Origin of the sequence: Chryseobacterium sp. 22543 (genome assembly GCF_052044565.1) — a bacterium.
Lineage (GTDB): Bacteria > Bacteroidota > Bacteroidia > Flavobacteriales > Weeksellaceae > Chryseobacterium.
This window is the reverse complement of sequence record NZ_JBQENH010000002.1, coordinates 37,507-60,913: the sequence shown is the minus strand read 5'-3', so window position 1 is coordinate 60,913 and position 23,407 is coordinate 37,507. Positions and strand designations below refer to the sequence as shown.

General features: G+C 36.6%; 20 protein-coding genes. 9 read left to right on the top strand and 11 right to left on the bottom strand.

Annotation, left to right across the window (positions count from 1 at the left end):
* Positions 1 to 180: 180 nt before the first annotated feature.
* Together ACTJIP_RS06130 and ACTJIP_RS06125 are read right to left on the bottom strand one after the other, a co-directional pair.
* Positions 181 to 3,579 (bottom strand): polysaccharide deacetylase family protein, encoded by a 3,399-nt coding sequence (locus ACTJIP_RS06130; protein ID WP_440704248.1) that lies wholly within the window; start codon positions 3,577 to 3,579, stop codon positions 181 to 183.
* Positions 3,580 to 3,666: 87 nt separating this feature from the next.
* Positions 3,667 to 4,917 carry a CinA family nicotinamide mononucleotide deamidase-related protein gene (locus tag ACTJIP_RS06125; protein WP_077415606.1) on the bottom strand — a complete coding sequence of 417 codons (1,251 nt, stop codon included), beginning with the start codon at positions 4,915 to 4,917 and terminating at the stop codon, positions 3,667 to 3,669.
* 115 nt (positions 4,918 to 5,032) lie between these two features.
* Here ACTJIP_RS06125 and ACTJIP_RS06120 point away from each other — a divergent pair, with 115 nt between their 5' ends.
* Positions 5,033 to 5,506 carry a DUF7832 domain-containing protein gene (locus ACTJIP_RS06120; protein ID WP_440704247.1) on the top strand — a complete coding sequence of 158 codons (474 nt, stop codon included), beginning with the start codon at positions 5,033 to 5,035 and terminating at the stop codon, positions 5,504 to 5,506.
* A gap of 43 nt (positions 5,507 to 5,549) precedes the next feature.
* Here ACTJIP_RS06120 and ACTJIP_RS06115 read toward each other — a convergent pair whose 3' ends face one another.
* From ACTJIP_RS06115 to ACTJIP_RS06095, 5 genes are all read right to left on the bottom strand, one after another.
* On the bottom strand, positions 5,550 to 6,092 hold the full coding sequence (locus tag ACTJIP_RS06115; protein WP_219072336.1) for a lipocalin family protein: 543 nt from the start codon (positions 6,090 to 6,092) through the stop codon (positions 5,550 to 5,552).
* A 74-nt stretch (positions 6,093 to 6,166) separates the two neighbouring features.
* Positions 6,167 to 6,901 carry a LytR/AlgR family response regulator transcription factor gene (locus ACTJIP_RS06110; RefSeq protein ID WP_047381057.1) on the bottom strand — a complete coding sequence of 245 codons (735 nt, stop codon included), beginning with the start codon at positions 6,899 to 6,901 and terminating at the stop codon, positions 6,167 to 6,169.
* Positions 6,902 to 6,998: 97 nt separating this feature from the next.
* A complete protein-coding gene (locus ACTJIP_RS06105; RefSeq protein WP_440704246.1) occupies positions 6,999 to 7,415 on the bottom strand; it encodes a DUF6326 family protein in 417 nt (138 codons plus the stop codon).
* A gap of 12 nt (positions 7,416 to 7,427) precedes the next feature.
* Positions 7,428 to 8,120 carry a DUF4386 domain-containing protein gene (locus ACTJIP_RS06100; protein ID WP_440704245.1) on the bottom strand — a complete coding sequence of 231 codons (693 nt, stop codon included), beginning with the start codon at positions 8,118 to 8,120 and terminating at the stop codon, positions 7,428 to 7,430.
* A 216-nt stretch (positions 8,121 to 8,336) separates the two neighbouring features.
* Complete coding sequence (locus tag ACTJIP_RS06095) at positions 8,337 to 10,130, bottom strand: tetratricopeptide repeat-containing sensor histidine kinase (RefSeq protein ID WP_180565328.1); 1,794 nt, start codon at positions 10,128 to 10,130, stop codon at positions 8,337 to 8,339.
* A gap of 134 nt (positions 10,131 to 10,264) precedes the next feature.
* On the opposite strand from ACTJIP_RS06095, the gene ACTJIP_RS06090 reads away from it, so the two are divergent.
* The 4 genes from ACTJIP_RS06090 to ACTJIP_RS06075 all read left to right on the top strand — a co-directional run bounded on the left by ACTJIP_RS06090 (position 10,265) and on the right by ACTJIP_RS06075 (position 15,001).
* A complete protein-coding gene (locus ACTJIP_RS06090) occupies positions 10,265 to 11,182 on the top strand; it encodes an SIMPL domain-containing protein (RefSeq protein WP_219072335.1) in 918 nt (305 codons plus the stop codon).
* Positions 11,183 to 11,295: 113 nt separating this feature from the next.
* Positions 11,296 to 11,976 carry an SIMPL domain-containing protein gene (locus ACTJIP_RS06085; protein ID WP_077415620.1) on the top strand — a complete coding sequence of 227 codons (681 nt, stop codon included), beginning with the start codon at positions 11,296 to 11,298 and terminating at the stop codon, positions 11,974 to 11,976.
* Between the two features lie 235 nt (positions 11,977 to 12,211).
* On the top strand, positions 12,212 to 13,813 hold the full coding sequence (locus ACTJIP_RS06080; protein WP_077415622.1) for a DUF4139 domain-containing protein: 1,602 nt from the start codon (positions 12,212 to 12,214) through the stop codon (positions 13,811 to 13,813).
* A gap of 18 nt (positions 13,814 to 13,831) precedes the next feature.
* Entirely contained in the window at positions 13,832 to 15,001 is a 1,170-nt protein-coding gene (locus tag ACTJIP_RS06075) for a VWA domain-containing protein (RefSeq protein ID WP_077415624.1), read from the top strand.
* Between the two features lie 372 nt (positions 15,002 to 15,373).
* Here ACTJIP_RS06075 and ACTJIP_RS06070 read toward each other — a convergent pair whose 3' ends face one another.
* Positions 15,374 to 16,579, bottom strand: a complete 1,206-nt coding sequence (locus ACTJIP_RS06070) for an NAD(P)/FAD-dependent oxidoreductase (protein ID WP_440704244.1) — start codon at positions 16,577 to 16,579, stop codon at positions 15,374 to 15,376.
* Positions 16,580 to 16,694: 115 nt separating this feature from the next.
* Here ACTJIP_RS06070 and ACTJIP_RS06065 point away from each other — a divergent pair, with 115 nt between their 5' ends.
* The gene (locus ACTJIP_RS06065; protein ID WP_047377160.1) at positions 16,695 to 17,075 is read left to right on the top strand and encodes an STAS/SEC14 domain-containing protein; all 381 of its coding nucleotides are present in this window, start codon (positions 16,695 to 16,697) and stop codon (positions 17,073 to 17,075) included.
* Positions 17,076 to 17,148: 73 nt separating this feature from the next.
* Here the strand turns inward: ACTJIP_RS06065 and ACTJIP_RS06060 are convergent, their stop codons facing one another.
* Positions 17,149 to 18,351, bottom strand: coding sequence for an MFS transporter (locus ACTJIP_RS06060; protein ID WP_139348497.1), 1,203 nt, complete (start codon positions 18,349 to 18,351; stop codon positions 17,149 to 17,151).
* A gap of 182 nt (positions 18,352 to 18,533) precedes the next feature.
* On the opposite strand from ACTJIP_RS06060, the gene ACTJIP_RS06055 reads away from it, so the two are divergent.
* On the top strand, positions 18,534 to 19,433 hold the full coding sequence (locus ACTJIP_RS06055; RefSeq protein WP_440704243.1) for an AraC family transcriptional regulator: 900 nt from the start codon (positions 18,534 to 18,536) through the stop codon (positions 19,431 to 19,433).
* A 211-nt stretch (positions 19,434 to 19,644) separates the two neighbouring features.
* On the opposite strand, the gene lipA is transcribed toward ACTJIP_RS06055, so the two are convergent.
* Positions 19,645 to 20,511 carry a lipoyl synthase gene (gene lipA / locus ACTJIP_RS06050; protein WP_002981042.1) on the bottom strand — a complete coding sequence of 289 codons (867 nt, stop codon included), beginning with the start codon at positions 20,509 to 20,511 and terminating at the stop codon, positions 19,645 to 19,647.
* Between the two features lie 114 nt (positions 20,512 to 20,625).
* Between lipA and ACTJIP_RS06045 the strand changes: the two genes are divergently transcribed.
* Positions 20,626 to 21,258, top strand: coding sequence for a hypothetical protein (locus ACTJIP_RS06045; protein WP_077415629.1), 633 nt, complete (start codon positions 20,626 to 20,628; stop codon positions 21,256 to 21,258).
* A 101-nt stretch (positions 21,259 to 21,359) separates the two neighbouring features.
* On the opposite strand, the gene ACTJIP_RS06040 is transcribed toward ACTJIP_RS06045, so the two are convergent.
* Positions 21,360 to 21,920 carry an RNA polymerase sigma factor gene (locus tag ACTJIP_RS06040; RefSeq protein ID WP_047420407.1) on the bottom strand — a complete coding sequence of 187 codons (561 nt, stop codon included), beginning with the start codon at positions 21,918 to 21,920 and terminating at the stop codon, positions 21,360 to 21,362.
* 187 nt (positions 21,921 to 22,107) lie between these two features.
* Between ACTJIP_RS06040 and tyrS the strand changes: the two genes are divergently transcribed.
* Positions 22,108 to 23,403 (top strand): tyrosine--tRNA ligase, encoded by a 1,296-nt coding sequence (tyrS, locus tag ACTJIP_RS06035; RefSeq protein WP_077415631.1) that lies wholly within the window; start codon positions 22,108 to 22,110, stop codon positions 23,401 to 23,403.
* Positions 23,404 to 23,407: the final 4 nt, after the last annotated feature.

Genomic DNA, 23,407 nt, shown 5'->3' with positions numbered 1-23,407 from the left:
ACAATTTTTAGAATAGGTATGATTTATTTCGTATTTGTTACTTTTTATGAAAACAAATTTAAACAAATAACATTACAGCATTATAAAAATTTATAAAAGATGGAAGCTGGGAGAAGGAAGCTGGAAGTTATGAAAATCATACAATAACTTCCAGCCTCATTCTTCCGGCTTCCCGGCTTCTTAAGAAGTTGCTATCTCTTTTACATTTCCGGTTCTTTTCAGGAATCCCCAGGACTGCATTTCGCCTTTCAATGCCTTTCTTAAACTTTTAAACAAAACAATATACATCAGCCATCTATATCCGAATCTCTGCGGAATAATATACAGCAGATTGATCAGTTTTTCACGCTGCATAATGAATGCCACTAAAGCTAAGGAAGCATCCACCAAAAGGAAGATCAGATAATAGGTAAATATTTTATCTCCGTTACCGGACAAAATTCCAAAGAACATAATCACATCTGCCAGCGGTGAGAAAAATGGAATAATATATTGGAATAATAAAATATTCGGCATTGCCCAAAGTCCTAATCCTTTATATTTGGGGTTAAGGAAAGTCTGTCTCTGTTTCCAGAACATCTGCATGATTCCGTAAGTCCAGCGGAAACGCTGTTTCAAAAACTGGCTCGCAGTCTCCGGAGCTTCCGTAACAGCAACCGCTCTGTTTTCATTGGCGACGGTATACCCTGCTTTTAAAATTTTCACGGTAATATCACAATCTTCTGCTAAAGTGTCGGATGAATAACCTCCGGCCTCAAGGATCACAGCTCTTCTGAATGCCCCGATAGCACCCGGAATTACGGTAATCGCATTGATATTCGCATATGCAAGCCTGTCAAAATTCTGACTTGTTGTATATTCTATAGCCTGCCATCTGGTAAGCCAATTGACTCTGTTTCCAACTTTCACATTTCCTGCTACGGCTGCAATTTTCTCTTCCGGATTTGAGTTCAAAAATCTTGCAACCAGATATTTTACGGCATCCTGCTGCAGTTTGGTGTCTGCATCAATGCAGACTACGTATTCTGCATCTGTCTGTGATATTCCGAAGTTCAGGGCCGTTGCTTTTCCGCCATTTGTTTTGGTGAAAATTTTCATTTTCGGATGCCCAGGGAATGCTTCTAATACCTTTTCATAAGTAGAATCCTTACTTCCGTCATCTACCATAATAATGTTAAAATTTGGATAGGTTTGCTTCAGCAGATTCTGCAGAGAAGAAACAATATTCACTTCTTCATTATAAGCAGGCACAATAATAGAAACTTTCGGATAAGATTCCAAAACCGGAAACCCACCAAGTTTTTTTTCTTTTTTTCGTTCTTTAAAAGCCCAATATGCCATCAGCAATAGTCTGATCAAACCCAATACAATGAAAATGGTAAATAATGCAACCAGAAAATGGCTTATTCCATAAATTACAGTGGCCAAAACAAGGTTGAGCTGCATGATATAATATGATTTCGTTTTCGGAACTTCAGGCATCAGTTCACTTCTGGTTTTATGCAGAATACTGGTAAGGTTGGTAAAATGATAGCCCTGTTTCTGAAGTGTAGGGATCAGGATTTTTAAAGCTTTCACTGTTTCTTCTCTGGTGTCTCCGCCTGCATCATGAAGAAGGATGATATTTCCTCTCTGTAGTTTGAGCCCGGCCATCACACGTTTTACAATCTCATCTGCTTTTATTCCCGGCTGCCAGTCTTCAGGATCTATATTTTCCCCGATATCCAGATAGTTTTGCTGTCTTGCCAGTGCTACCGGAATAATTTCTTCCGAAGTAGTAGGCTCAGAGTCTGCATTATACGGAGCTCTGAACAGAATTGTACTGTGTCCTGTCACGCATTCTATCAACAATCTTGTTAGTTTCAGTTCCAGCAAAGCTCTTTCCGGACTTACTTTCGCTACATTCTCGTGGGTAAATGTGTGATTTCCTATCTCGTGTCCTTCTCTGTAAATTCTTTTAACGAGTGGAAGGTTCTTTTCTGCATTTAATCCTACTAAAAAGAATGCTGCCGGAACATGATATTTGGACAGTACATCTAATATCTGCGGAGTATATGTTTCGTCCGGACCGTCATCAAAAGTAAGCACCAATTCTTTTTGTGGGGCACTTCCATATTTTTTCACCTCATAAGAGCTTGGATAGGTAATATAATTTTCATCCGTGATTATTTTTTCTTTCGGGTCAATTTCAAGTGCAATTTTTCCGTCATGAGGCGTATTCAGAACATCCAATACTTCTCCATCACCAATATAATCCACCATGGTCTGCCCTTTTACATTTTCAAGGTTTTTTAAATTCAGCTTGGAAAGGCCGGCAAACGTAAGATCTTTATCATAGAAATTCCAGACTCTGCTGTCCTCACTTCCCAGTCTCCAGAGTGCTGTTCCTGCCAATGGATATTCTGAGGAGAAACGCATCGTATTGAAAATAGAAGCCGCATCATTGAAAAACACCGTGTGGGTGAGGTTTTTAGAATCAGTATAGGAATAATTTAAATTAAAAGTATTGTCATTAAAATCAATTACTGCTTTACTGGCGCTGGCTTTGGTAATTGCCTGCATATAGGTTACAGAGGTATTATCATCTTTATTGGAACTCCAATCATAGCCATAAGCTCCCAAGCCCAGAATGATTTTTTGTGGAGAGGTTTGTTTTACGATTTTTCCTGTCTGTTCTTCGATCCATTTTTGAGAGGAAACCGGCCCTGCATCACTTCCTGCAGAATATTCATCGTAAGCCATCAATACAAAGTAATCTACATAGGGATTCAATCTCGGGATGTTGTAATCATCATTGTCTGTCATGATATCCATAGTCACCAGCAGCTGGTTCTTTTTGAAAGTTTCTGAAAGCTCTTTCATAAAAGCAATCAGATTTTCATCAGAATCCAGATTCATATCCTCAAAGTCAATATTAATGCCTTTGAAATGGTATTTTTTACATTGCTGGGTAAGTTTTTGAATCAAATGTGATCTTTTCTGAGGATCATTAAGAACTTTTACAATTCCTTCTGAATGAAATTCCTGATCAGAGTTGTTGCTCAACATTGGCATTGCAGCAACTCCCGTTCTTTTAATCACTTTGTACCCTTCCGGATCCACATTGGTTTTCAGATCACCTGTTTTAGGATCAAGGAAAAACCATTCCGGAAAAACCAGATTAACGTGTCTGATATTTCGTTTCAGAGACATCAGAGACTGAGGATCCCATGCTACATAGAATGCAGACCGGATTCCGCCTGGAAACTGAGCCCAGTTTCTGTTCTGATTTTTATATCTTTCTGCTCTCGCTTTCTGAATTTTATCGAGGTTGGTATGGATTGTTTTTTCCGAGATAAAGCTTCTGAAACCTTTATATTCTTTGGAAATTTTATTCTCCTGAAGATAGGGTTTATTGGCCGTAATTACAGCTTTATAATCTTCTTTAAAAGGAATTTTAGGACTTCTGTCCAGGGTCATCATCAGCCCCAAAGCAAGCAAAAGCAGTATTCCTACAAAGATAAAAATACGGCTTCCCCACTGTACACTTTTCCAGCGTTTCCTGCTGTTGGTCTGAAAAATCTGTTTGGAATCTTCCACAATTTTGAAATTTATTGAATGGGTCTCAAAAAGTGTGAAAAACTCTACTAAAATTAATTAAAAAAAAATTAAAAAGCAGAAATGTATCTAACTGTTTATAAGTAAGCTTACAAGATCCTGAATCACCTTTTGGGAAACGAAATTCATGAAGTCTACTCTTTCCAGATGAGGCATGTATAATGTAAATGTTTCTGCTTTGTCATTAATCCTTATCGTATAATAAACCGTTCCGATATCTTTACCGTCTTCTCCTTTTCCCGGGCCTGCCACACCTGTCGTAGAAAGAGAAATATGGGTTTCAAATAATTCCTGACAGCCTTTTGCCATTTCCTGAGCTACCTCTTCACTTACCACAGTAAACTGGTCTACGGTTGCTTTAGAAACATTTAAAATTTTAATCTTTTTCTCTGTAGCATAAGCCACCATTCCGCCAAGGAAATATTTTGAACTGCCGGAAACTGAAGTGATCATTTTTGCCAGTTCACCTCCGGTACAGCTTTCTGCTGTGGAAATCGTCAGATTTCTTTCGGTAAGCATTTCTGCCAGAATATTTTCGATTTTATCCTCCGATACAGCGATTACGTGACCTTCTACCAAAGGAAGTAGTTTCTGAATTTCTTCTTCCGTTATCTGTTTCAGCTGTTCCTCATTATCACCGGAAGCTGTCAGACGAAGCTTTACACGCGTTCCCACCGGAAGGTAAGACAGTGCAATATTTTCCGGAAGTGCCAGTTCCCAGTCTTCAATGGTATCTGCAAGGATACTCTCGGGAATTCCCACTACGGAAACAATCCTGGTATGGATATAATGAAGGCTGAATCTTTCCTGTAAATAGGGAATAATCTGATCTTTGATAAGCGGTTTTACCTCGTAAGGAACACCAGGAAGGCTGTAGCACAGTTTACCTTCCAGCTCCATCATCATGCAGGGCGCTGTTCCGTAATGATTCTGAAACACAATAGATTTGGTTGGGACAAAAGCCTGTTCCTTATTTCTTTCGAGAATATCTGCCCTTCCCCTTCTCTCCATATACCCTTTAAGATGATTGAATGTCACCTCATCCAGGGCAATTTCATCATTGAAATACTCTGCAAGTGCCTTTTTGGTTTTGTCGTCTCTGGTAGGCCCGAGTCCTCCTGTTGTAATCACTAAGTCGCCTGCTTCAAAAGCAACATTCAAAGCCTCTTTAATGGTTTCAATTTCGTCTGAGATTGTAAGAATCTGAGTAACTTTTATTCCTATGTTTTTAAGTTCAGCAGCAATAAAATTAGAATTGGTATCTACCGTGTTTCCAGAAAGGATTTCATCACCAATGGTAATCAGAACAGCTTTTTCCATATGTTTTTTTGTTGAAAAAAATTCTATGCAAATGACGGAAAATTCTGTGGCTGCAGCAATATAAATTGATTTTTTCTATTTTTGACAAAATTTATTTAAAACTACAATAAGAATTATGTCGAAATATGATGATGCTTCATGGCATTATGGTGGTGATTTTCCTGAGGAGCTTCCTCAGAAAAACGGAGCAACACATACAGGAATGTTCCTGAACTGGTGCATTCAGAATGATCTGATTTCTGATAAACTGAAAGAAGATGGTGAAGAGGAAATTGAAAAATTAAAACGCAGAGAAATCACAGGTGCAGAATTTATTATGGAGTCCTGCGACGGGAAATTTTCTGAATATGACCTGAATGAGCTGGGAAATCTTTTTGCAAAGGATTACTATGCCGATGAAACAGATTTCGGAAACAGATACAGTTCATTTGCTGATGATTACGTTAATATTTTTGATGCTAAAGCTGAGGAAAACGATTACGAATACGAAACCTTCTACCACATTGAGGATACCTACGAAAACTATGATCTGATGAAACAGGTTATTGATCACCGCTTTGAGGAATGGAAAGAATATATTAAAAACTAAAAAATGAAAGGGCAAATTTGCACATCATTTTGCCCTTTTATTTTTACTGATTATGTTTTACCCAGATCAGCTCATCGGTATTATAGCCAATTTTTCTTGCTTTCTGAAGGAAACGCTGGCGGATGCTTTCAGGAATGTTAGGAGTACGGGAAAGCATCCATAAATATTTTAAGCTGCTTCCTGCCACCAGAGCATATTGATAGTCTTCATCAATATCTATAACGTTATAACCGGCCCAGATTGGTTTAAAAAATGAAACTTTCAGACGGGCTTCTTTCGGATCTTTTACAAATTTTGCTTCCCCTATAGATTCATTCCATACTTTTTTAACGTAATCGTACCCTTTATTTCTAACCTGAACTGTTCCATCCGGATTCTCTGTATATTCTGCAGTGACATTATCCATATTTTTTTCGAACCTGTAATCAAAACGGGCAATCTCATACCATCTACCAAGGTATTTATTAAGATCAAAATTCTTTACCGCAGAGGCACCTCTGGGAATCCTTACAGAATATGAGTTGAAAATAACAAGCCCCAATGCTCCCAACGAAACGGGAAGTATAATTTTATGAATGGTTTTCATGATCGGAATATTTTGTGTGGTTCTTATAAAAACGTCAAAAATAATGCCTTAAAGCTGTTAAGGAACAATAAATTCTATGAAAATACTTTCAGAAAATTATCTTTAAAGCTTCCTGAAACCTCAATTTCAGTATCATCAGACAGCATTACGGTTCCGCTTTTATGGTAGGATTTCACAAACCCTGTATTGATAATATGGGAACGATGAACTCTCACAAACGGGCTTTCCAGCAAGTCATCAAAATGTTTTAAAAAGCGACACACCATTTTTTTGGAGCCGTCAGTGAGATAGACCTGCGTAAAGTTTCCATCAGCCTGAAGTCTCATAATATCTTCAGTCTTTACAACATCGAATCCTTGCAGGGTTGGAAGAATTAACTGCTGTTTTTCAGGTTTTAATTTCAGGTTTTCAAGCAGAATCTTATTCCGGTTGAGCTCTTCTTTTTTCTCAAGGCTTTCTACTACTTTATTCACCGCAAGAATCAGCTCCTGAATATCAATAGGTTTTAAAATATAATAACTTGCTGATTTGTTTAAAGCCTGTAATGAATATTGTGAAAATGCAGTAATGAAAATGGTTTCATAGGAAAATTCCTTGGTAGCTTCCAATACATCAAAGGCATTTCCGAAAGGCATTTCTACATCCAGAAATACCAACTGAGGCTGCTTTTCAGCAATCAATGGCACGGCTTCTTTAATATTTTCAGCTTCACCAAGAATTTCCACCTGCGGACAGTATTTGGTAAGATAACTTCGTAAAACTTCTCTTGCTATAAGTTCATCGTCTACAATTACGGCTTTTATTTTCATTACGTAAGATATTAGGTGGCAGGTAATAGATTCCAGATGCAAATTAGGAATATTTAATTAACCTTACAATCTTACCCAAACCATGTGTGGATAAAGGTTATACTTTCTTCCAGCACCATGCGTGCTTTACGATCAATATCGTAATAATGCATTCTACCATGGCAAGAAAAACATAAAACAAATACCAATCCGAGAAAGAAATAATACCAATAAACAGCATTACCAGAGTAAAAAATGTACCAAAGATGATGTTGAGCATTCTGTTCACTACCGGTTTTAATATCAGAGAAAGAAACACCATTATCGCGGGAATAGCCAAAATGACTGAAGCAAGAAGTAATTTAGATGGGGAATCTAATAAATTGGTTCCCTCCACCAGACCACGGGTTTTCCCCGGAGTATAAAGCTCGAAATAATCACCGTACAGATAGCACAGAGTAACCGAAGTCCAAAGACCGGCCAATATGATTTTCACATTGATCTGCACATCTTCAAATTTTGTAGAATTGTTCATGATTATGATTTTTTAATTCACTTTTTTATTTCGTATCCCAACCAACAGCAACCACAGACAGATTCCTATCTCTCCTACTGTTGCCGGTAATGTGACATAACCAGATATTGAATTGTCTGAAAAATGAGGAATTGCAGTTCTTCCAAAAACGTTGATCACATATCCAAAGCAGCCCAACATTAAGAAGATTCCTAAAACTTTTGGTAAAAAACCGGACTTATATACCAAATATCCAAAAGGAAAAAGCCACAATCCCCAAAAGATCTGCGCAATTAAAAGTCCCTTGTTATAACTGCTCAGCAAGAGCATCATCTGGGCCTGCAGCTGCTGTAGATCAAATATTTTCAGATAGTCAGCGCCTTCAATAATAGTAAGAACAGAAAATTTGCTTTGGAGATTGATAAAGGAAATAGGAATACTGATAAGAGCAAGAATAACCATCAGTTTTGCATAACGATCATCTACAGCTTTCAATAGTTTATACAAGACCAAAGGAAGTAAAGTAAAAGCGATATAACAGGTAATGCTGCTTGCTATACTTAATCTGAATAACTGTGCTGAAGAAGAAATATTTTGAAAAGTCAATGCAGGATTCTCCCAGACGATCAGCTTAGACGGAACGTACATTAGGCTGAAAAGTCCGGTTACGATAACAATAAGATAAAAAAAACCTGCGAGTCTGGCTGTTTGACGGTTAGTTTCCATTTTGGGTTAAGTTTTTATCTATTAAGACAATAACTTTCTCAAAATGGTTACAGGTTTTTTGGGTGGCGGGTGGCAGATAGAAGGTAAAAGGTATTAGAAAAGTGCAATTTTCGAGTGTTTCTGGCACTTTGATAAAAAGTAACATCCTATTAAATTAAAAAAATATAGTAAGTAAATGACTGATTCACAAACAAAATACACTAACCTGAATTCAGATTAGTGCATATTAATTTTTATAGTGACTAAAACTCCGGTATCATTTTCCTTGTCCTTTACAGAGCAGGTAATATCTTTTTTGTACAAATCATTCAGAAGCTGAATTCTTTCCAGTGTATTTTTCATTCCTCTGCCCTCTCTTGTTTTTTGATGCTGGGTTTTCTGCTTTTTGCTTTCTTCAATGCCTATTCCGTTGTCTTCGATAAGAATCTTCAGATGCGATTCACTCTTTTCAAAGTTTAATTTTAAAAATCCTTTTTCTGTTCTGTAACGGAGTCCGTGCCATATTGCATTTTCCAGAAACGGCTGTATCAGCATTCCCGGAATCTGGAGGTTTTGCATATTCAAACTTTCATCTACTTCAATTTCATAATCAAACTTATCTGCAAAACGTGTTTTTTCTAAAGCAAGATAATTCTGGAGAAGGTCAAGCTCCTGTTGGAAAGGAATAAAATCTTCGGTAGAATTTTCCATCACGCCACGCATCAGCTTGGAGAATTTTGTCAGATACTGGTTGGCTTCCAGTTCATTATTGGTTGCAATAAAGTGGTTAACACTATTCAAACTGTTAAAGATAAAATGCGGGTTCATCTCTCTGCGCAACGACTGAAGAGCAATCTTTTTATTTTTTGTCTGAACTTTTTTCAGTGTTCTGAAAATAAAAATAATCAATCCCGTCAATAGAATTAAAGCTCCGATCAGACTATAATTGAATACATTTTTCTTGCGGATAAGCTCATCTTTCAATTCTCTTTCTTTTTCCAGCTGAGAAATCCGCTGCTCGGTATCTTCCAGAATTTTATTGTCTACCAGGCTTCTGTCCTTGGAAACCAGGTTTGGAAGTTTTCCTAAAAAGTCTCTGTACAATTGAACGGAGGCATCAATATTTCCTGAAATAGCGTACAGACTGTCCAGCTTTTTTACGCTCTTCTGCGCTTCTAATGTATGGCCTTTATCCAAAGCAATTCCATAGGCATTTTTCAAAAGATCTACCGCTTCTTTAGGATCATTTTTCTTAATATAAATATCCGCAAGTTCCTGAATCTGATTGACTTTTTCCTGCGAGTTTTCTTTTACAAAATCTTCTTTCAACACCTTCTTTTTGGCTTCAATAGCTTTTTCAAAGTTCTTGTTTTCAACATAAAGATCTGCAAGTTTCTGATTGATGGCCAATGCTTGCTGCGGAGCTTCTTTTTTAGAGATTTTATACGCTGTATTAAGATTTTCTTCCGCACTGGAAACATCTTTCTGTTTAAGATTGACATCAGCTAACTGACTGTAGCTTTCCGCAAGATCACCCTGTTCGTTTTCTTTTTTACTCAGGTTGATATTATTCTGAATAGCTTCTGCCCTAAGCTCCGGCGTAGGAGAAGAAAGTCTTGTAACGTCATTAGAATTGACGGCCTTACTTTTTTCACTATAATTCATTTGTGCCGCTCTGCCATAGTTACTGATAGCAGGCGTTATTTTATTCTGTTTTTCCTGTGACTGGGCCAATCTGCGGGTTGCTTTTTCAATATTTGGCTTGTCATTGAGTTTTTCATACAGATTTTTCGCTTTGGTGTAATACTCTTCACTTTTCGGAAAATTTCCACTATTAAAAAATGTTTCGCCAATATTATAATATGAATCTGCCTGGGCAGGTTCATTTTTAGTATCCATTGCTTTTTTCAGCTTCTTCGTCTCTACCTGCACTTCTTCCACAGCAGCACTGCTATTATTAGTGTTCTGGGAAGACATAGTATTTCCCCAAAGCATCAGTAAAAAGATTGTAAGAAGTGTAAACATTTTCATAAAACAAAGATATACATATATATAGTGTACTCAAAAACTATTCACCAAGCGAAAATACCCTTTCACCAAGTTTAGTCATTGACACCGTGACCGTAAGACTAAGTTTGGGGCAAAATAATTCAAATTTAAAAATCATGAAAAAACAAACAGTAGCATTTTTTCTCATCATGACTTCTTTTTTAAGCTTTTCAAAAGCGCAGGTGGGAGGAAACCAAATTTACAGAGACAAAAATAACAACGATTATTCCGCCCTAAAAAACCTCCCTGACTTCAACAATACTAATAGTTATTTCGCCAATGATTCCACCTTGGTTGTTAGTGTAAAAGTATTGATGAATAAGACTGCAGACCAATATAAACTTACTCTGGGTTTGAATGAAGAAGCTGCCACACCTAAAATTGCCATCGAAAATATCAACAGGAGAATCAATGGTTTTATAAAAAGGATATCATCAATGGGCATCAAAAACGATGATATTTTTGTGGATTTTATCTCGCAGACAAAAATCTATGATTATGACATTAATAAAGACACTCAGGTAACCATTCAGAAAATGGATGGGTTCGAAACCAAGAAAAATATCATTATTACGGTAAACAAACATTCAATGATTGAAAAACTGATCTCTGAAGCTTCGGATTTTCAGATCTATGATATTATTAAAGTGGATTACATCAACAATGATATTGATAAAATCCAGGAAGATCTTCTCAAAGAAGCATATGCTGTTTTCGATAAAAAGAAGGAAAACTACTTTGGTTTATTTAAAAAGGAAATTATCGGCAAACCTACAGCCAGTTCAGGTTTTACTTATATTTTTCCCAAAAATCAATATCAAAATTATACCGCTCTTGAAAGCGCCAGCGTCACCTATGGATATGACAGCAGATATGTAAAAAAAGAAGAAAGAAAATCAAAGACCTTTTACTATGACGGAACAGATTATACCGGCTTTGATAAGGTTATTAACAACTCTGATCCTGAAGTGGGTATACAGTATATTATGAACCTCAACGTAAAATATGATCTGAAGAAAAATAAAGAGAAGTAATTCATTTCTGAAGTCTCACCAAGTGAAAGCTCCATTTCACCAAGTCTCCCGAATTCCGGTTTCTGATCGGCGTAATTTTACATCAGTAATTAAAAATTTAAAAACAGGAAATTATGAAATTGAAACATTTTTTATTAATCGGAATTTTAACTCTTGGAAGCTTTGTAAACGCTCAGACACAAGAAGTAAAGAAAAACGCAATTGAAGTTACAGGTGTTGCCGAAATGGAAGTAGAACCGGATGAAATCATCTTCAGCATCGGAATAAAAGCAGATAACAAAAATGATCTGGCAGATAATGAGAAGAAGTTATTTGAAACTTTAAAAAATGCAGGAGTAAAGAACGAGGACATCAAGTTCAAATCAATGTACCAGAATATTTATTCTAAAACAGCCAAGTTTACTAAAAGTTATCAGTTTAAAGCCGACACAAAATCAAGTCTGAGTAAAATTTTTGAAGACCTGAATCAAAAATGGGTAAGCAGCCTGAACATCGCAGAGGTAAAGAGTACTAAAATTGCAGATTTCAGAAAAGCAGTAAAGATCAATGCTTTGAAAGCCGCTAAAGAAAAAGCAGATTATTTACTGGAAAGTATGGGCAAAAAAACCGGAAATGCTCTTGAAATCGTAGAAATAGAAGACTATACCAGCGATATGATCATGCCGGCAGCTTATAAAGGCAGAGTAAACAGTGTACAGATGGAAATGTCTGATGCTCCGGTAGACTATTCTTTTGATAATATTGAAAACATCAAGCTGAAATACAGTATCAAGACAAGATACGAGATTCTTTAAAATAATAAATTAAATAAGGCTGCCCCAAAGGGTAGCTTTTTTTGTTTTCTGTCGTTTCGAACGGAATCGAATTTATTGTAAAAGAGATTCTTCCTTCGTCAGAATGACAATTTTGAAACAACCTCTTTTTTCTCTATGGCATACTCACCAAGTCAAATTACCCCTTCACCAAGTTTCCCAATTTTCAGCCTTAAATAGAGATAATTTTACTTCTAGAAATTCAAAATAATAAACGATGAAACGCTATTTTTTACTATTAATCATATTTTTGGCTGCCTTTAGTAAAGCACAGGAAATAAAAAAAGAAATTGAAGTAAAGCAGGCCACTGTATTTCTTCAGGGAGCAAAAGTTTTCGGAAGTACCAATGTGAGTCTTCAGAAAGGTAGAAATACCATAAGAATTGTCAATCTTCCCAATAATCTGGATGAAAATACGTATAAAATCAATCTTGAAAAAAATACTACACTCCTTTCCATAACGCCTCAAAATAATTTTTTGAAGAATGATGAATTATCAGACAATGAAAAGAAACTTGAAACAGAGACAAAAAAGCTTCAAAGACAGGTGAGCCTGCTGAATATTCAAATCAAAAACCTGATGGGAGAGCAACGGATCATTAATGACAATTTAAAAGTCTCCACCAATGATAAATCTACTCCGCAGGAACAGCTTATTAAGCTTACGGAATTTTATAGAAAACGAATGCTGGAAATCGATAGCCAGGTATTTCTTCTGGACGAACAGAAAACGGTTCTGGATGAAAGTATCGCAAAACTCAACAAGCAGTCTGCCGAGGAGCAAACGCATAAAAATACCAACCGCAGAGAGCTATTGCTTGAAATTCTTGCAGATAACGAAACCAATCTGAATCTTGGGATAAGCTATATTGTTTCTGATGCCGGATGGATTCCTTCTTATGATTTGCGTGCTGAGTCTGTCAAGAAACCTCTTGAAATGGTTTATAAAGGTAAAATTTATCAGAAGACCGGACAGGACTGGAAAAATGTAAAGCTGTTTGTCTCTACTTACAGACCTTCATACAACCAGGACAGACCTATTTTATCTCCGCTGTACGTAGCTGAATATACACCATACAATTCTCAGATGGAAGTGGCAGCTTATAAATCTAAAAAGGAAACTTCAGCAGCTAATGTCTATCAAATGAGAGAAGATATTGCTGCAAAGCCAAGTCAGATTCCTGTAGCTTCAGTTTCTGACAGCCAGATGAATGTGATCTATGAGCTTAATTACAATCAGACCATAGTAAGCCAGGAAAAAGAACAGTATGTCATTCTGGATAAAAAACAAATTGATGCCACTTATAAATACCACACCGTTCCTAAACTTAATAATCAGGTATTCCTGATGGCTTTTATAAAGAACTGGCAGAATCTTAACCTCATCAATGGAGAAGCCAATATTTACTTTGATGATAATTATATCGGGAAAACCAATATTACCAGCAATTATGTGAAAGACGAATTCCCGATTTCTCTGGGAACAGATGAAAGAATTACAGTAAAAAGAATTAAGCTTGAAGATAAAACTTCTCAAAAGGCAATGAATTCTAACAAATGGGAAACAGAGTCTTACCAGATAAGTATCAGAAATAATACGAAAGAAAATATTGAACTGGAAGTTCTTGACCAGCTCCCAATCAGTGAAAATTCTAAGATTCTGGTCAAAACATTGGATTTGGGTGGAGGAAACCTTGATGATAAAACGGGAAGTATCCTGTGGAACAAAAACATAGGTTCAGGCAATTCTGAGAAGATTACATTCTCTTATGAAGTAAAATATCCTAAAGAGATGCAGATCCAATATTACAGCAGATAACCAATAATAAATAATAATATGACAACTTTAAAAATCTTAGCACTTGCAGCGGGTACAGCTTTTTTAAGCTCTGGCAATATTCCGGAGAACCGCTCTATACAAAGTAATGTACCAGTAACATTGATTCCGTCCAGCTCAATTGTAAAGGACAATAAAATTCAGGTCGCTCTTTTACTGGACACTTCCAATAGTATGGACGGATTGATTGATCAGGCAAAATCCAGACTGTGGAATATTGTGAATACTTTGACCACTTTAAAGTACAACGGAAAAACGCCCCAGATTGAAATTGCCCTGTATGAATATGGCAACGACGGAATCCGCGATGAAAATTATATCCGCCAGATTGCTCCTCTTACTCAGGATCTTGATCTTATTTCCGAAAAACTATTTGCCTTAAAAACCAATGGCGGCAGTGAATATTGCGGTGCTGTTATCCGTGATGCTTCTGCCAACCTGAACTGGGACAGCAATGATAAAAGTATGAAACTGATTTATATTGCAGGGAATGAAGCATTCAATCAGGGAAAAATAAATTATAAGGATGTTGTTTCAAAAGCAAAGGATAAAAACATTTACACCAACACTATTTTCTGCGGAAGCCGGGAAGAAGGAATCCAGACATTCTGGCAAAACGGCGCGTCTTTGGGAGGTGGAAAATATTTCAATATCGACAGTGACAGAAAAGTAATCTATATTGAAACGCCTTACGATATCAAAATTTCCGAATGCAATGCAAAGCTGAACGATACTTACATCTATTATGGAAACCACGGTTCGGAATACAGACTAAAGCAGATCACGCAGGATAAAAACGCTGAATCACAGTCAGCATCCAACTTAGTGGAAAGGGCCGTTGCCAAATCTAAAAAGAATGCTTACAAAAATGATCACTGGGATTTGGTGGATAAGGCCGAAAAGGATGCCGGATTTATTGCCAATGTAAAAGAAAGTGAACTTCCTGCCGAGCTGAAAGGAAAAAGCAAGGAAGAAATTCAAAAAACGATCACGGCAAAGTCTGCCGCTCGTGATAAAATTCAGAAAGAAATTGAAGAGCTTTCCAAAAAGCGCCAGACCTTTATTGACGGAGAAATGAAAAAACGAGGCACTGATGATTCTGATGACCTGGGAAAAGCAATTGAGAGTTCTATTGTTGAACTGGCAAAAAAGAACGGGTATAGTTTGTAGTTTAAAAGCGGGTTTTACCCGCTTTTTTATGTTATTAAATACATGTAAACCACCCCGTCAAAAATTCTTTGAATTTTCGCCACCCTCCAGAGGATGGGAATTAAGCGTCTGCAATTGGAGTATTTGTTGGAGTATCTATTTATTACATTTTTTCAAGTAATTTAACCAGGATTCCTACGGAATGACAACCTGCATAAATAAACAGCTGTTCCAATTGTGTCATTCCGTAGGAATCTAAACAGTTTTTATGGATAGATTAAAAATCGAAGGTTTTCAGAAACTTAAGTGCACTCCTTAAACATTTAGCAGTAGCTTAAAATAACTTAAGTGCTTAAAGACTTTTGTGACTTTTGTGGTTCAAAAACTCCAGTATCACCTCCCAAACTTAAAATATCTTGACAGCGGATGTTTTTTATTTTTCATAAATAGAGAAGCCATCTCCATTCCCGTTACTGAAAAAGTGATTCCGTTTCCTCCAAAACCTAATACAAAATAGGAGTTTCTCAGTTTTTTATGTCCTCCGATATAAGGCAGACCATCTTTAGTTTCTCCAAAAGTTCCTGCCCATACAAAATCAGGGTAAAAATGGTAATCAGGCTTTATTTTCTTCAGATTTTTAAGAATCTCTTTTTCTTTTTTATTAAGGAGAGTGTCCCGTTTTTCAGCGTCATAAAAGTCTTCGTCTCCCCCACCGATAAGAATTCTTCCGTCATCGGTAGTCCGCATGTAGAGGTAAGGATCATCAGTATTCCAGACCAATGTACTGCTTATATTTTTAAACTTGTCTTTGTCTATTTCAGAAACCACAGCATAAGTACTTTTCAGATTCACAAAGTTTTCTTTCAGTAAATTTTTACTTTCATAACCAATGCAGTAAATGATTTTTTTTGCTTTGATCTGATATCCACTGTTTACCGTAACCAGGTTAAAACCTTTATACTCCTCCACTTTTATCATTTCAGTTTTATCAAATATCTTCAATCCTTTCTTTACATTATGCATGAAAAGTTCATGAGCAAACTGAAAAGCGTCAATACTTGCTCCCTGCCTGGATAAAATACCGCCGTAAGTATTTTTAAATTCAAATTTTTCAAGAATCTGTTCTGCATCAAGCCACTGCACTTCAAATCCGTTTTCTTTTCTCACTTCATATTCTTTCTTCAGCCATTCTGCATCTTTCTTTTTTGAAGCAAAATACAGAGATTTCTTTCTTTTAAAACCTGCATTGGATTTAATCATTTTTGAAAGTTTTTCCAATGTATCAATAGCATCACTACAGGCTTTATAACTTAAAACAGCTCCTTTTATGCCTATTTTTTCTATCAGTTCATAAAGAGGAACATCTATTTCGTACTGCAGCATTGAAGTCGTAGCAGAAGTGCTTCCATTGCAAAGCTCTCTTTTATCAATAAGGATTGTATTATATCCGTTTTCTATCATCTGATGGGCAATCAGACTTCCTGTAATACCACCTCCCAAAACAAGAACATCACATTCTTCATTTGATTTTAAAGAAGGATAAGAAGCTAACAGTCCGTTTTTTAAAAGCCAGAAAGGTTCATTTGATTTGAGATCCATATTAATATTTTATATTGAAAGTAACAATATTTATACCTTTTTTAACAATTTTTCATCAAATTATGGTGTAATTATTGTTGTTCTTTAAAACTCAAACCACCATAAAATATTTATTATGATAACAATTATTCCAGAAGCCCCGGAAAATGTTGCAGCATTTAATGCAACGGGAGAAGTAACGAAAGAGGATTTTGAAAGACTGGTAATTCCGCGCGTAAAAGAGAAGGTAGAGCAATTCGGTGAGTTGAATTACTTATTGTATTTGGATACCGATCTGGATAATTTTACCATGGGAGCATGGCTTGAAGATCTGTTGTTAGGATTGAAAAATCTTACCAACTGGAACCGGTCGGCCATTGTGACTGACAAAGAAGGTATACGTGATTTTACCAGTATTTTCAGTGTTCTGATGCCGGGAGAGTTTAAATCTTTTCCCAAAGAAAATTTATACAATGCCCTCTACTGGTGCAAAAATGGAGATGAGGTAGAGGCATAAAACTCATTTTATACAAAAGAGTCTGTTTCAATCAGAAACAGGCTCTTTTTTTATTTCATAAGAAAGAATAATCTTATTTATCACAAGATACACATTCTGCGGCAACTTCCTCTTCATTTTGAGCCTTTGAACCGTACAGATACATATACCTTACACTTATAATCACCCCAATAAAAGTCATTCCTACTCCTACCAGTGATGGATAGTTGAATGAATAACCGTATTCCAGAGGAATTCCCCCAAAAAAAGCTCCCATTGCATTGGCAATATTAAAACCTGCCTGCATAAAAGCAGCGGCCATCATTTCGCTTTTTGGAGCAGCTTTCATCATCATAATATTGATAGGCGATGCAATAGACATTGATAAAGCGCCACACATAAAGGTCAGTATAAGAGCGATATTCTGATGCTCAGCAAGGAAAAATACTCCTCCCAGAGAAATCATCATCAGGAAGATCAGAAGGGCACATGTTTTTTCAGGTCCCAATTTATCTGAAACGATCCCTCCTACCAGGTTTCCAACTACCATTCCGGCTCCGGCAAGAACCATGACATAGGCCATTTGGCTGCTTTTGATTCCTGCAACAACAGTCATTAAAGGTGTAATATAACTTAACCATGTGAAAAGACCTCCAAATCCAATCGCTGTAATGGCAAGGACCAGCCAGGATTGTTTATTTTTAAGGAATTTCAGCTCTTCCATGAAATGGGTATTTTGATTGGATTCCATTGCAGGAAGCCACAGTTTCAAAAATAATATGGCAAAAAGACCAATAACTGCTACAATAGCAAAGTACAGTCTCCAATGGAATGTATGTCCGATGTAGGTGACCAGAGGAACCATGGCCAGGTTGGCGACCGTGAGCCCCGTAAACATCATCGATATATAAAATGCTTCTTTCCCTTTTCCTGCCATTCTTGAAGCGACTACCGTTCCTACTCCGAAGAATGCTCCATGAGGAAGTCCAGACAGAAAACGGATAACCAGCATACTGTTATATCCTGGAGCAATTGCAGAAAGTCCATTAAATAGGGTAAAAAGGATCATAAAAGCGATCAAAACTTTCTTAGGGGGAAATTTCACCGAGTACCCGATCAGAATCGGAGCTCCGATGACCACTCCCATAGCATAAGCAGAAATTAAATGTCCGGCCTGCGGGATCGTAATCTGTAATGTTTTTGCAATATCCGGCAACAGCCCCATTACGGTAAATTCTGTAGTCCCTATCCCCAAACCACCGATGGCCAGGGGGATTATTCTTTTATCAATCTTCATTGTATCTAAATCTTTTTTCTGAATTATTTTCTTTCAAATTAAAAATACCTGAGCATCTTCATTTTGAAAGTGCAAAAATCGAAAGAAAGTTTGAATTTCACACCTCTTCGAATGATAAAAATTTGCTCCATATTAACCTTTTTATTTAATTTTATATTCAGAAACAATCAAATGAGAACAAGATGAAAATCCAGAAAGAAATTATTGAATTTGAAAAAGGGAAATCTTTTAAACTATTTGCCCCTTCCCTGAAAAACTGTTTTTTCTGGCATTATCATCCGGAAATCGAATTGGTCTATGTAGAAGCCGTGAACGGAATCCGGCATGTAGGAAGAGATATTTCGGCCTTTACTGACAGTGATCTTTTATTGATTGGATCTAATGTTCCCCATCTTAATTTTGACTATGGTATTCAGACTGAATGCCAACAAGTTGTGCTGCAGATGCGGGAAAACTTCCTTCAGGATATTATTTTTCCTGTTCCTGAATTTGAGAATATCAAAATTCTTTTAGAACGGTCATATCTTGGATTATCATTTTCCGGGGAAACAAAAAATACAGTAGTTGAAAAACTACAGATCATTAAAGATAAAAACTCTTTTGAATCTCTGGTAGGATTAATTGAAATTCTACAGATCCTCGCTGATTCAACAGAAGTAAAGGAACTCAACAAGGAAGATACCAGAATCAAGTGGTTTCTGAATGATAAAATCCGGATGGGAACCATTTACGACTATATCCACGAAAATTACGACAAGAAACCTAATGTCAATGAAATTGCAAAAATTGTAAGTCTAAGCACGCCTGCGTTCTGCCGTTATTTTAAAAAGCAGACCAACATGACCTTTACCGATTTTGTTAATAACTATAGAATCAATCAGGCTAAAATATTCCTGTTGAAAGATTATTCTGTGACTGAAGTTTGCTTTCAGGTAGGTTTTGAAAGTCTTTCTTACTTTAATAAACTATTCAAACAACATACAGGCGAAACACCTTCCGAATTTAAAAAGAAACATTTTAAACCGATTGAAATCAATGGCCGGATTGGGGTGATTACAAAGGAAACGTCTTGTAATAAGTAGGACGTAAATGATGCAATGTAAGCCATTGAAGGTAACAACTAAACCACCCCGTCAAAAATTCTTTGAATTTTCGCCACCCCTCCGGAGGAAGGGAATTATGAAAATCGTTATTACAAATGGAAGCCCTTTCACTCCCTAATCCCTAATCCCTACAATCTAATCTCTGCTACCTAAAAAAACAAAAACCGTTCATTGCTGAACGGTTTATATTTTAATGAATATGTTTTTCTGCGTGGTAAGAACTTCTTACAAGAGGAGAGCTTTCAACGTGTCTGAAACCTAAACTTCTTGCAAAATCTCCGAACTCATCAAATTCTTCAGGAGTGATGAATTTTTTTACAGGAAGATGCTTTTTAGTCGGTTGCAAATACTGTCCAAGAGTAATAACATCTACATTCGCATTTCTGATATCCTCTATCGTTTGGAAAACCTCATCTTTAGTTTCACCTAATCCAAGCATTACCCCTGTTTTGGTTCTTCTTTGTCCGGCTTCTTTCAGATATCTTAATACTTCAAGGCTTCTTTCATATTTTGCCTGGATTCTCACCTCTCTGGTCAGACGTTTTACCGTTTCCATGTTGTGAGAGATTACTTCCGGAGCTACTTCTACCAGTCTGTCCAGATGTTTTGTAATACCCTGGAAATCCGGAATCAGAGTTTCCATCGTTGTTCCCGGAGAGATTCTTCTTACAGCATTCACTGTTTCTCCCCAAAGAATAGATCCCATATCTTTCAGATCATCGCGGTCTACAGAAGTAAGAACGGCATGTTTGATCTTCATTAATTTGATAGATCTTGCTACTTTTTCAGGTTCATCCCAATTTACATCAAGCGGTTTTCCTGTTTTTACGCCACAGAATCCACAGCTTCTCGTACAGATATTTCCTAAAATCATGAAAGTTGCTGTACCTTCACCCCAACATTCTCCCATGTTCGGGCAGCTTCCGCTTTGGCAAATGGTATTTAATTTATATTTATCAACCAAAGTTCTCAGCTCTCTGTAATTCTTTCCGGTAGGAAGTTTTACGCGGATCCATTTTGGTTTTTGAACGGTAGTGTCTTGAACTGAATTTTCCATTTCTAAAATTGAAGTTCAAAGTTAAGGATTTTTTAATGGAAACCATCAACCAGAGATATTGATGAAACTGATAATTCAAAATTTCATTGTACATTTAAGTTTTCAAAATTCCTTATGAGAAAAATAGTCTTTATTTTATGTATGGCAGCCGGAACATTCTGTCTTGCTCAAAAACAATTTCAGCCAGCAGGTTCTACTCTTCTTGAAACGGTAGACGGAGATCTTGATGGTGATAAAATTCCTGAAAAAGTAATTATTTACAATACAAAGGATACAACTGACATGGGAAACATCCGCGAAATTCAGATCCTGAAGAAAGTTGGAGGAGCATGGACTGTCCTGGAAAAATCGAGAAACGCTGTTATGGAAAGCAATGGTGGAGGTATGATGGGTGATCCTTATAGAGAAACTAAAATAGAAAAAGGAATTCTGGTTATTTCTCAAAATGGCGGAAGCAGCTGGAAGTGGGATGTCACAGATAAATATAGATTTCAAAACGGGCATTTTGAATTAATAGGAACATCCTCCACTTCAGGAAGGCCGGGAGATTACTGGAAAGATATAGATTTCAACCTTTCAACGGGGCAGCTGAACTATTCAAAAGAAGTTGAAAATACAGCTGAATATGGTAAATCCTTAAAGGAAACTTATATTAAAAAAGGACTCAAGATCAATCTTCAAAACAGAAATCAGGAAAAACAACAAAAAATAATTCTTCCTAAAACAAAAGAAGAAGTTTATTTTTAAACTAAATTATAAGATTTATATTTTGGCTAAAGCCGATTTTGAAATTATTTTTTTTCAGTAAACGGGCTAAAGCCCGCTTCTATTGAATAGTATTATTGAACTTAATTATCATCAAACTCATTATTCTTCAAGAGCTCAGCTAAGACTTTTTTAGCACGCATTACCCGTACTTTGGTATTGGCAACGGAAATCCCCAGCTCTTCAGCAATTTCTTTGATGCTTTTTTCTTCAAAAAACCTCAACTTGATAATATCCTGATAGTTGGCATCCAGGGATTCTATGGTTTTGATGATTTTCTTCTGTTCTTCTTCAGAAATCAGAAGTTCTTCCGGAGATTTTGCATATTGGTTTTTAACCTCATCAAGATTTTCAACAGCATCTTCATTCTCACGGTTCTTTTTCCTCCAGAAATCGATAACGGTATTCTGGGCAATGGTCAATATCCAGGTTTTAAACTGAAAATGAGGATCAAACATATCCAGTTTCGACAATACTTTTGAAAAAACATTTACGGTAATTTCATCTGCATCGTTTTCATCCCTTACCTTTTTCATTACAAAAGAGAAAACATCCACCCAAAAAACATTGATGAGTTTAGTCTGGGCCTTCTGGTCTTTATCCTTGGCCTTTTGTATGAGCAGGAATAGCTGTTCGTCGTTCATTAATAACAAATATAGCGTATTTGGGGCATAATTGCAAAAGGGAAAACAGTGAATCGACCTTTGCTTCCAAAGTTACCACCAAAGCATTTTCAGGTTTTTATCAATTTGCTTATTTGCTGTTTCTCCTTTTTTCTCTTCCTTCTGAATTTACTATCTTTGCTTCTTAAAATTTTAAAGTTAACAATCAATGAATTCCTTTATAGAAGAACTGAAATGGCGTGGTCTATTTGCCGATATGATGCCAGGAACCGATGAACAACTGAATAAAGAGGTAACTACTGCATATATTGGTTTTGATCCTACTGCCGATTCTTTACATATCGGAAGTCTTATCCAGATAAAAATTTTAGCTCACTTCCAGCAGCATGGCCACAAACCGATTGCTTTGGTAGGAGGCGCTACAGGTATGATTGGTGACCCTTCCGGGAAATCGGCCGAAAGAAATCTTCTGGATGAAGAAACTCTTTTACACTACGTTGATTGTTTAAAGAACCAGCTTTCAAAATTCTTAAATTTTGATGGAAATGGACCCAATAAAGCTGAATTGGTGAACAACTATGACTGGATGAAGAATATTTCTTTCCTTGATTTTGCTAAAAATGTAGGAAAGAACATCACAGTCAACTATATGATGGCTAAAGATTCTGTAAAGAAAAGACTTTCAGGAGATGCAGGTGTTGACGGAATGAGTTTTACAGAATTTACGTACCAGCTAATTCAGGGATATGATTTCCTTCACCTATACCAAAACAACAATGTAAAGCTACAGATGGGAGGTTCTGACCAGTGGGGAAATATCACTACAGGAACAGAATTGATCCGTAGAAAAGCTCAGGGTGAAGCATTTGCATTAACGGTTCCTTTGATTACTAAAGCGGATGGTTCTAAATTCGGGAAGTCTGAAAGTGGAGAAAACTATTGGCTGGATAAAAAGAAAACGTCTCCTTACAAATTCTACCAGTTCTGGCTGAATGCTACTGATGATGATGCTGAAAGATTCATCAAGTTCTATACTTTCTTAGGAAAAGAAGAAATTGAAGCTTTAATTGAAGAACATAAAACAGCGGCACACGAAAGAAAACTACAAAAGAGACTGGCTGAAGAGGTTACTGTTTGGGTACATGGAAGAGAAGAATATGAAAAAGCACTGAAAGCTTCTGAAATTCTTTTCGGGCGTTCCACAGCTGAAGATCTGGTAAGCCTTGATGAGGAAATATTCCTTGAAGTTTTTGATGGAGTTCCTCAGAAAGAAATTGCAAAAACTGATGTTTTAGGAGTGAATATTATCGATCTTCTTTCTGAAAAATCAGGATTCTTAAAGTCTAAGAGTGAAGCTCAAAGAGAAATTAAAGGAAATGCGATCTCTGTCAACAAGCAAAAAGTGAATGACACTTTTACAGCCAATGAAGCTGATCTTATTGACGGTAAATTCCTATTGCTCCAAAAAGGTAAGAAAAGCTACTTTATTGTTAAGGTAGGCTAATCTT

Excerpts from the sequence above, each read along its gene's own strand:
- ACTJIP_RS06095 (WP_180565328.1), bottom strand. The coding sequence starts at position 10,130 with ATGAAAATGTTTACACTTCTTACAATCTTTTTACTGATGCTTTGGGGA.
- ACTJIP_RS06080 (WP_077415622.1), top strand. The coding sequence starts at position 12,212 with ATGAAACGCTATTTTTTACTATTAATCATATTTTTGGCTGCCTTTAGT.
- ACTJIP_RS06060 (WP_139348497.1), bottom strand. The coding sequence starts at position 18,351 with ATGAAGATTGATAAAAGAATAATCCCCCTGGCCATCGGTGGTTTGGGG.
- ACTJIP_RS06100 (WP_440704245.1), bottom strand. The coding sequence starts at position 8,120 with ATGGAAACTAACCGTCAAACAGCCAGACTCGCAGGTTTTTTTTATCTT.
- ACTJIP_RS06085 (WP_077415620.1), top strand. The coding sequence starts at position 11,296 with ATGAAATTGAAACATTTTTTATTAATCGGAATTTTAACTCTTGGAAGC.
- ACTJIP_RS06115 (WP_219072336.1), bottom strand. The coding sequence starts at position 6,092 with ATGAAAACCATTCATAAAATTATACTTCCCGTTTCGTTGGGAGCATTG.
- ACTJIP_RS06105 (WP_440704246.1), bottom strand. The coding sequence starts at position 7,415 with ATGAACAATTCTACAAAATTTGAAGATGTGCAGATCAATGTGAAAATC.
- tyrS (WP_077415631.1), top strand. The coding sequence starts at position 22,108 with ATGAATTCCTTTATAGAAGAACTGAAATGGCGTGGTCTATTTGCCGAT.
- ACTJIP_RS06045 (WP_077415629.1), top strand. The coding sequence starts at position 20,626 with ATGAGAAAAATAGTCTTTATTTTATGTATGGCAGCCGGAACATTCTGT.
- ACTJIP_RS06055 (WP_440704243.1), top strand. The coding sequence starts at position 18,534 with ATGAAAATCCAGAAAGAAATTATTGAATTTGAAAAAGGGAAATCTTTT.
- ACTJIP_RS06075 (WP_077415624.1), top strand. The coding sequence starts at position 13,832 with ATGACAACTTTAAAAATCTTAGCACTTGCAGCGGGTACAGCTTTTTTA.
- ACTJIP_RS06065 (WP_047377160.1), top strand. The coding sequence starts at position 16,695 with ATGATAACAATTATTCCAGAAGCCCCGGAAAATGTTGCAGCATTTAAT.
- ACTJIP_RS06090 (WP_219072335.1), top strand. The coding sequence starts at position 10,265 with ATGAAAAAACAAACAGTAGCATTTTTTCTCATCATGACTTCTTTTTTA.
- lipA (WP_002981042.1), bottom strand. The coding sequence starts at position 20,511 with ATGGAAAATTCAGTTCAAGACACTACCGTTCAAAAACCAAAATGGATC.
- ACTJIP_RS06040 (WP_047420407.1), bottom strand. The coding sequence starts at position 21,920 with ATGAACGACGAACAGCTATTCCTGCTCATACAAAAGGCCAAGGATAAA.
- ACTJIP_RS06110 (WP_047381057.1), bottom strand. The coding sequence starts at position 6,901 with ATGAAAATAAAAGCCGTAATTGTAGACGATGAACTTATAGCAAGAGAA.
- ACTJIP_RS06120 (WP_440704247.1), top strand. The coding sequence starts at position 5,033 with ATGTCGAAATATGATGATGCTTCATGGCATTATGGTGGTGATTTTCCT.
- ACTJIP_RS06070 (WP_440704244.1), bottom strand. The coding sequence starts at position 16,579 with ATGGATCTCAAATCAAATGAACCTTTCTGGCTTTTAAAAAACGGACTG.
- ACTJIP_RS06125 (WP_077415606.1), bottom strand. The coding sequence starts at position 4,917 with ATGGAAAAAGCTGTTCTGATTACCATTGGTGATGAAATCCTTTCTGGA.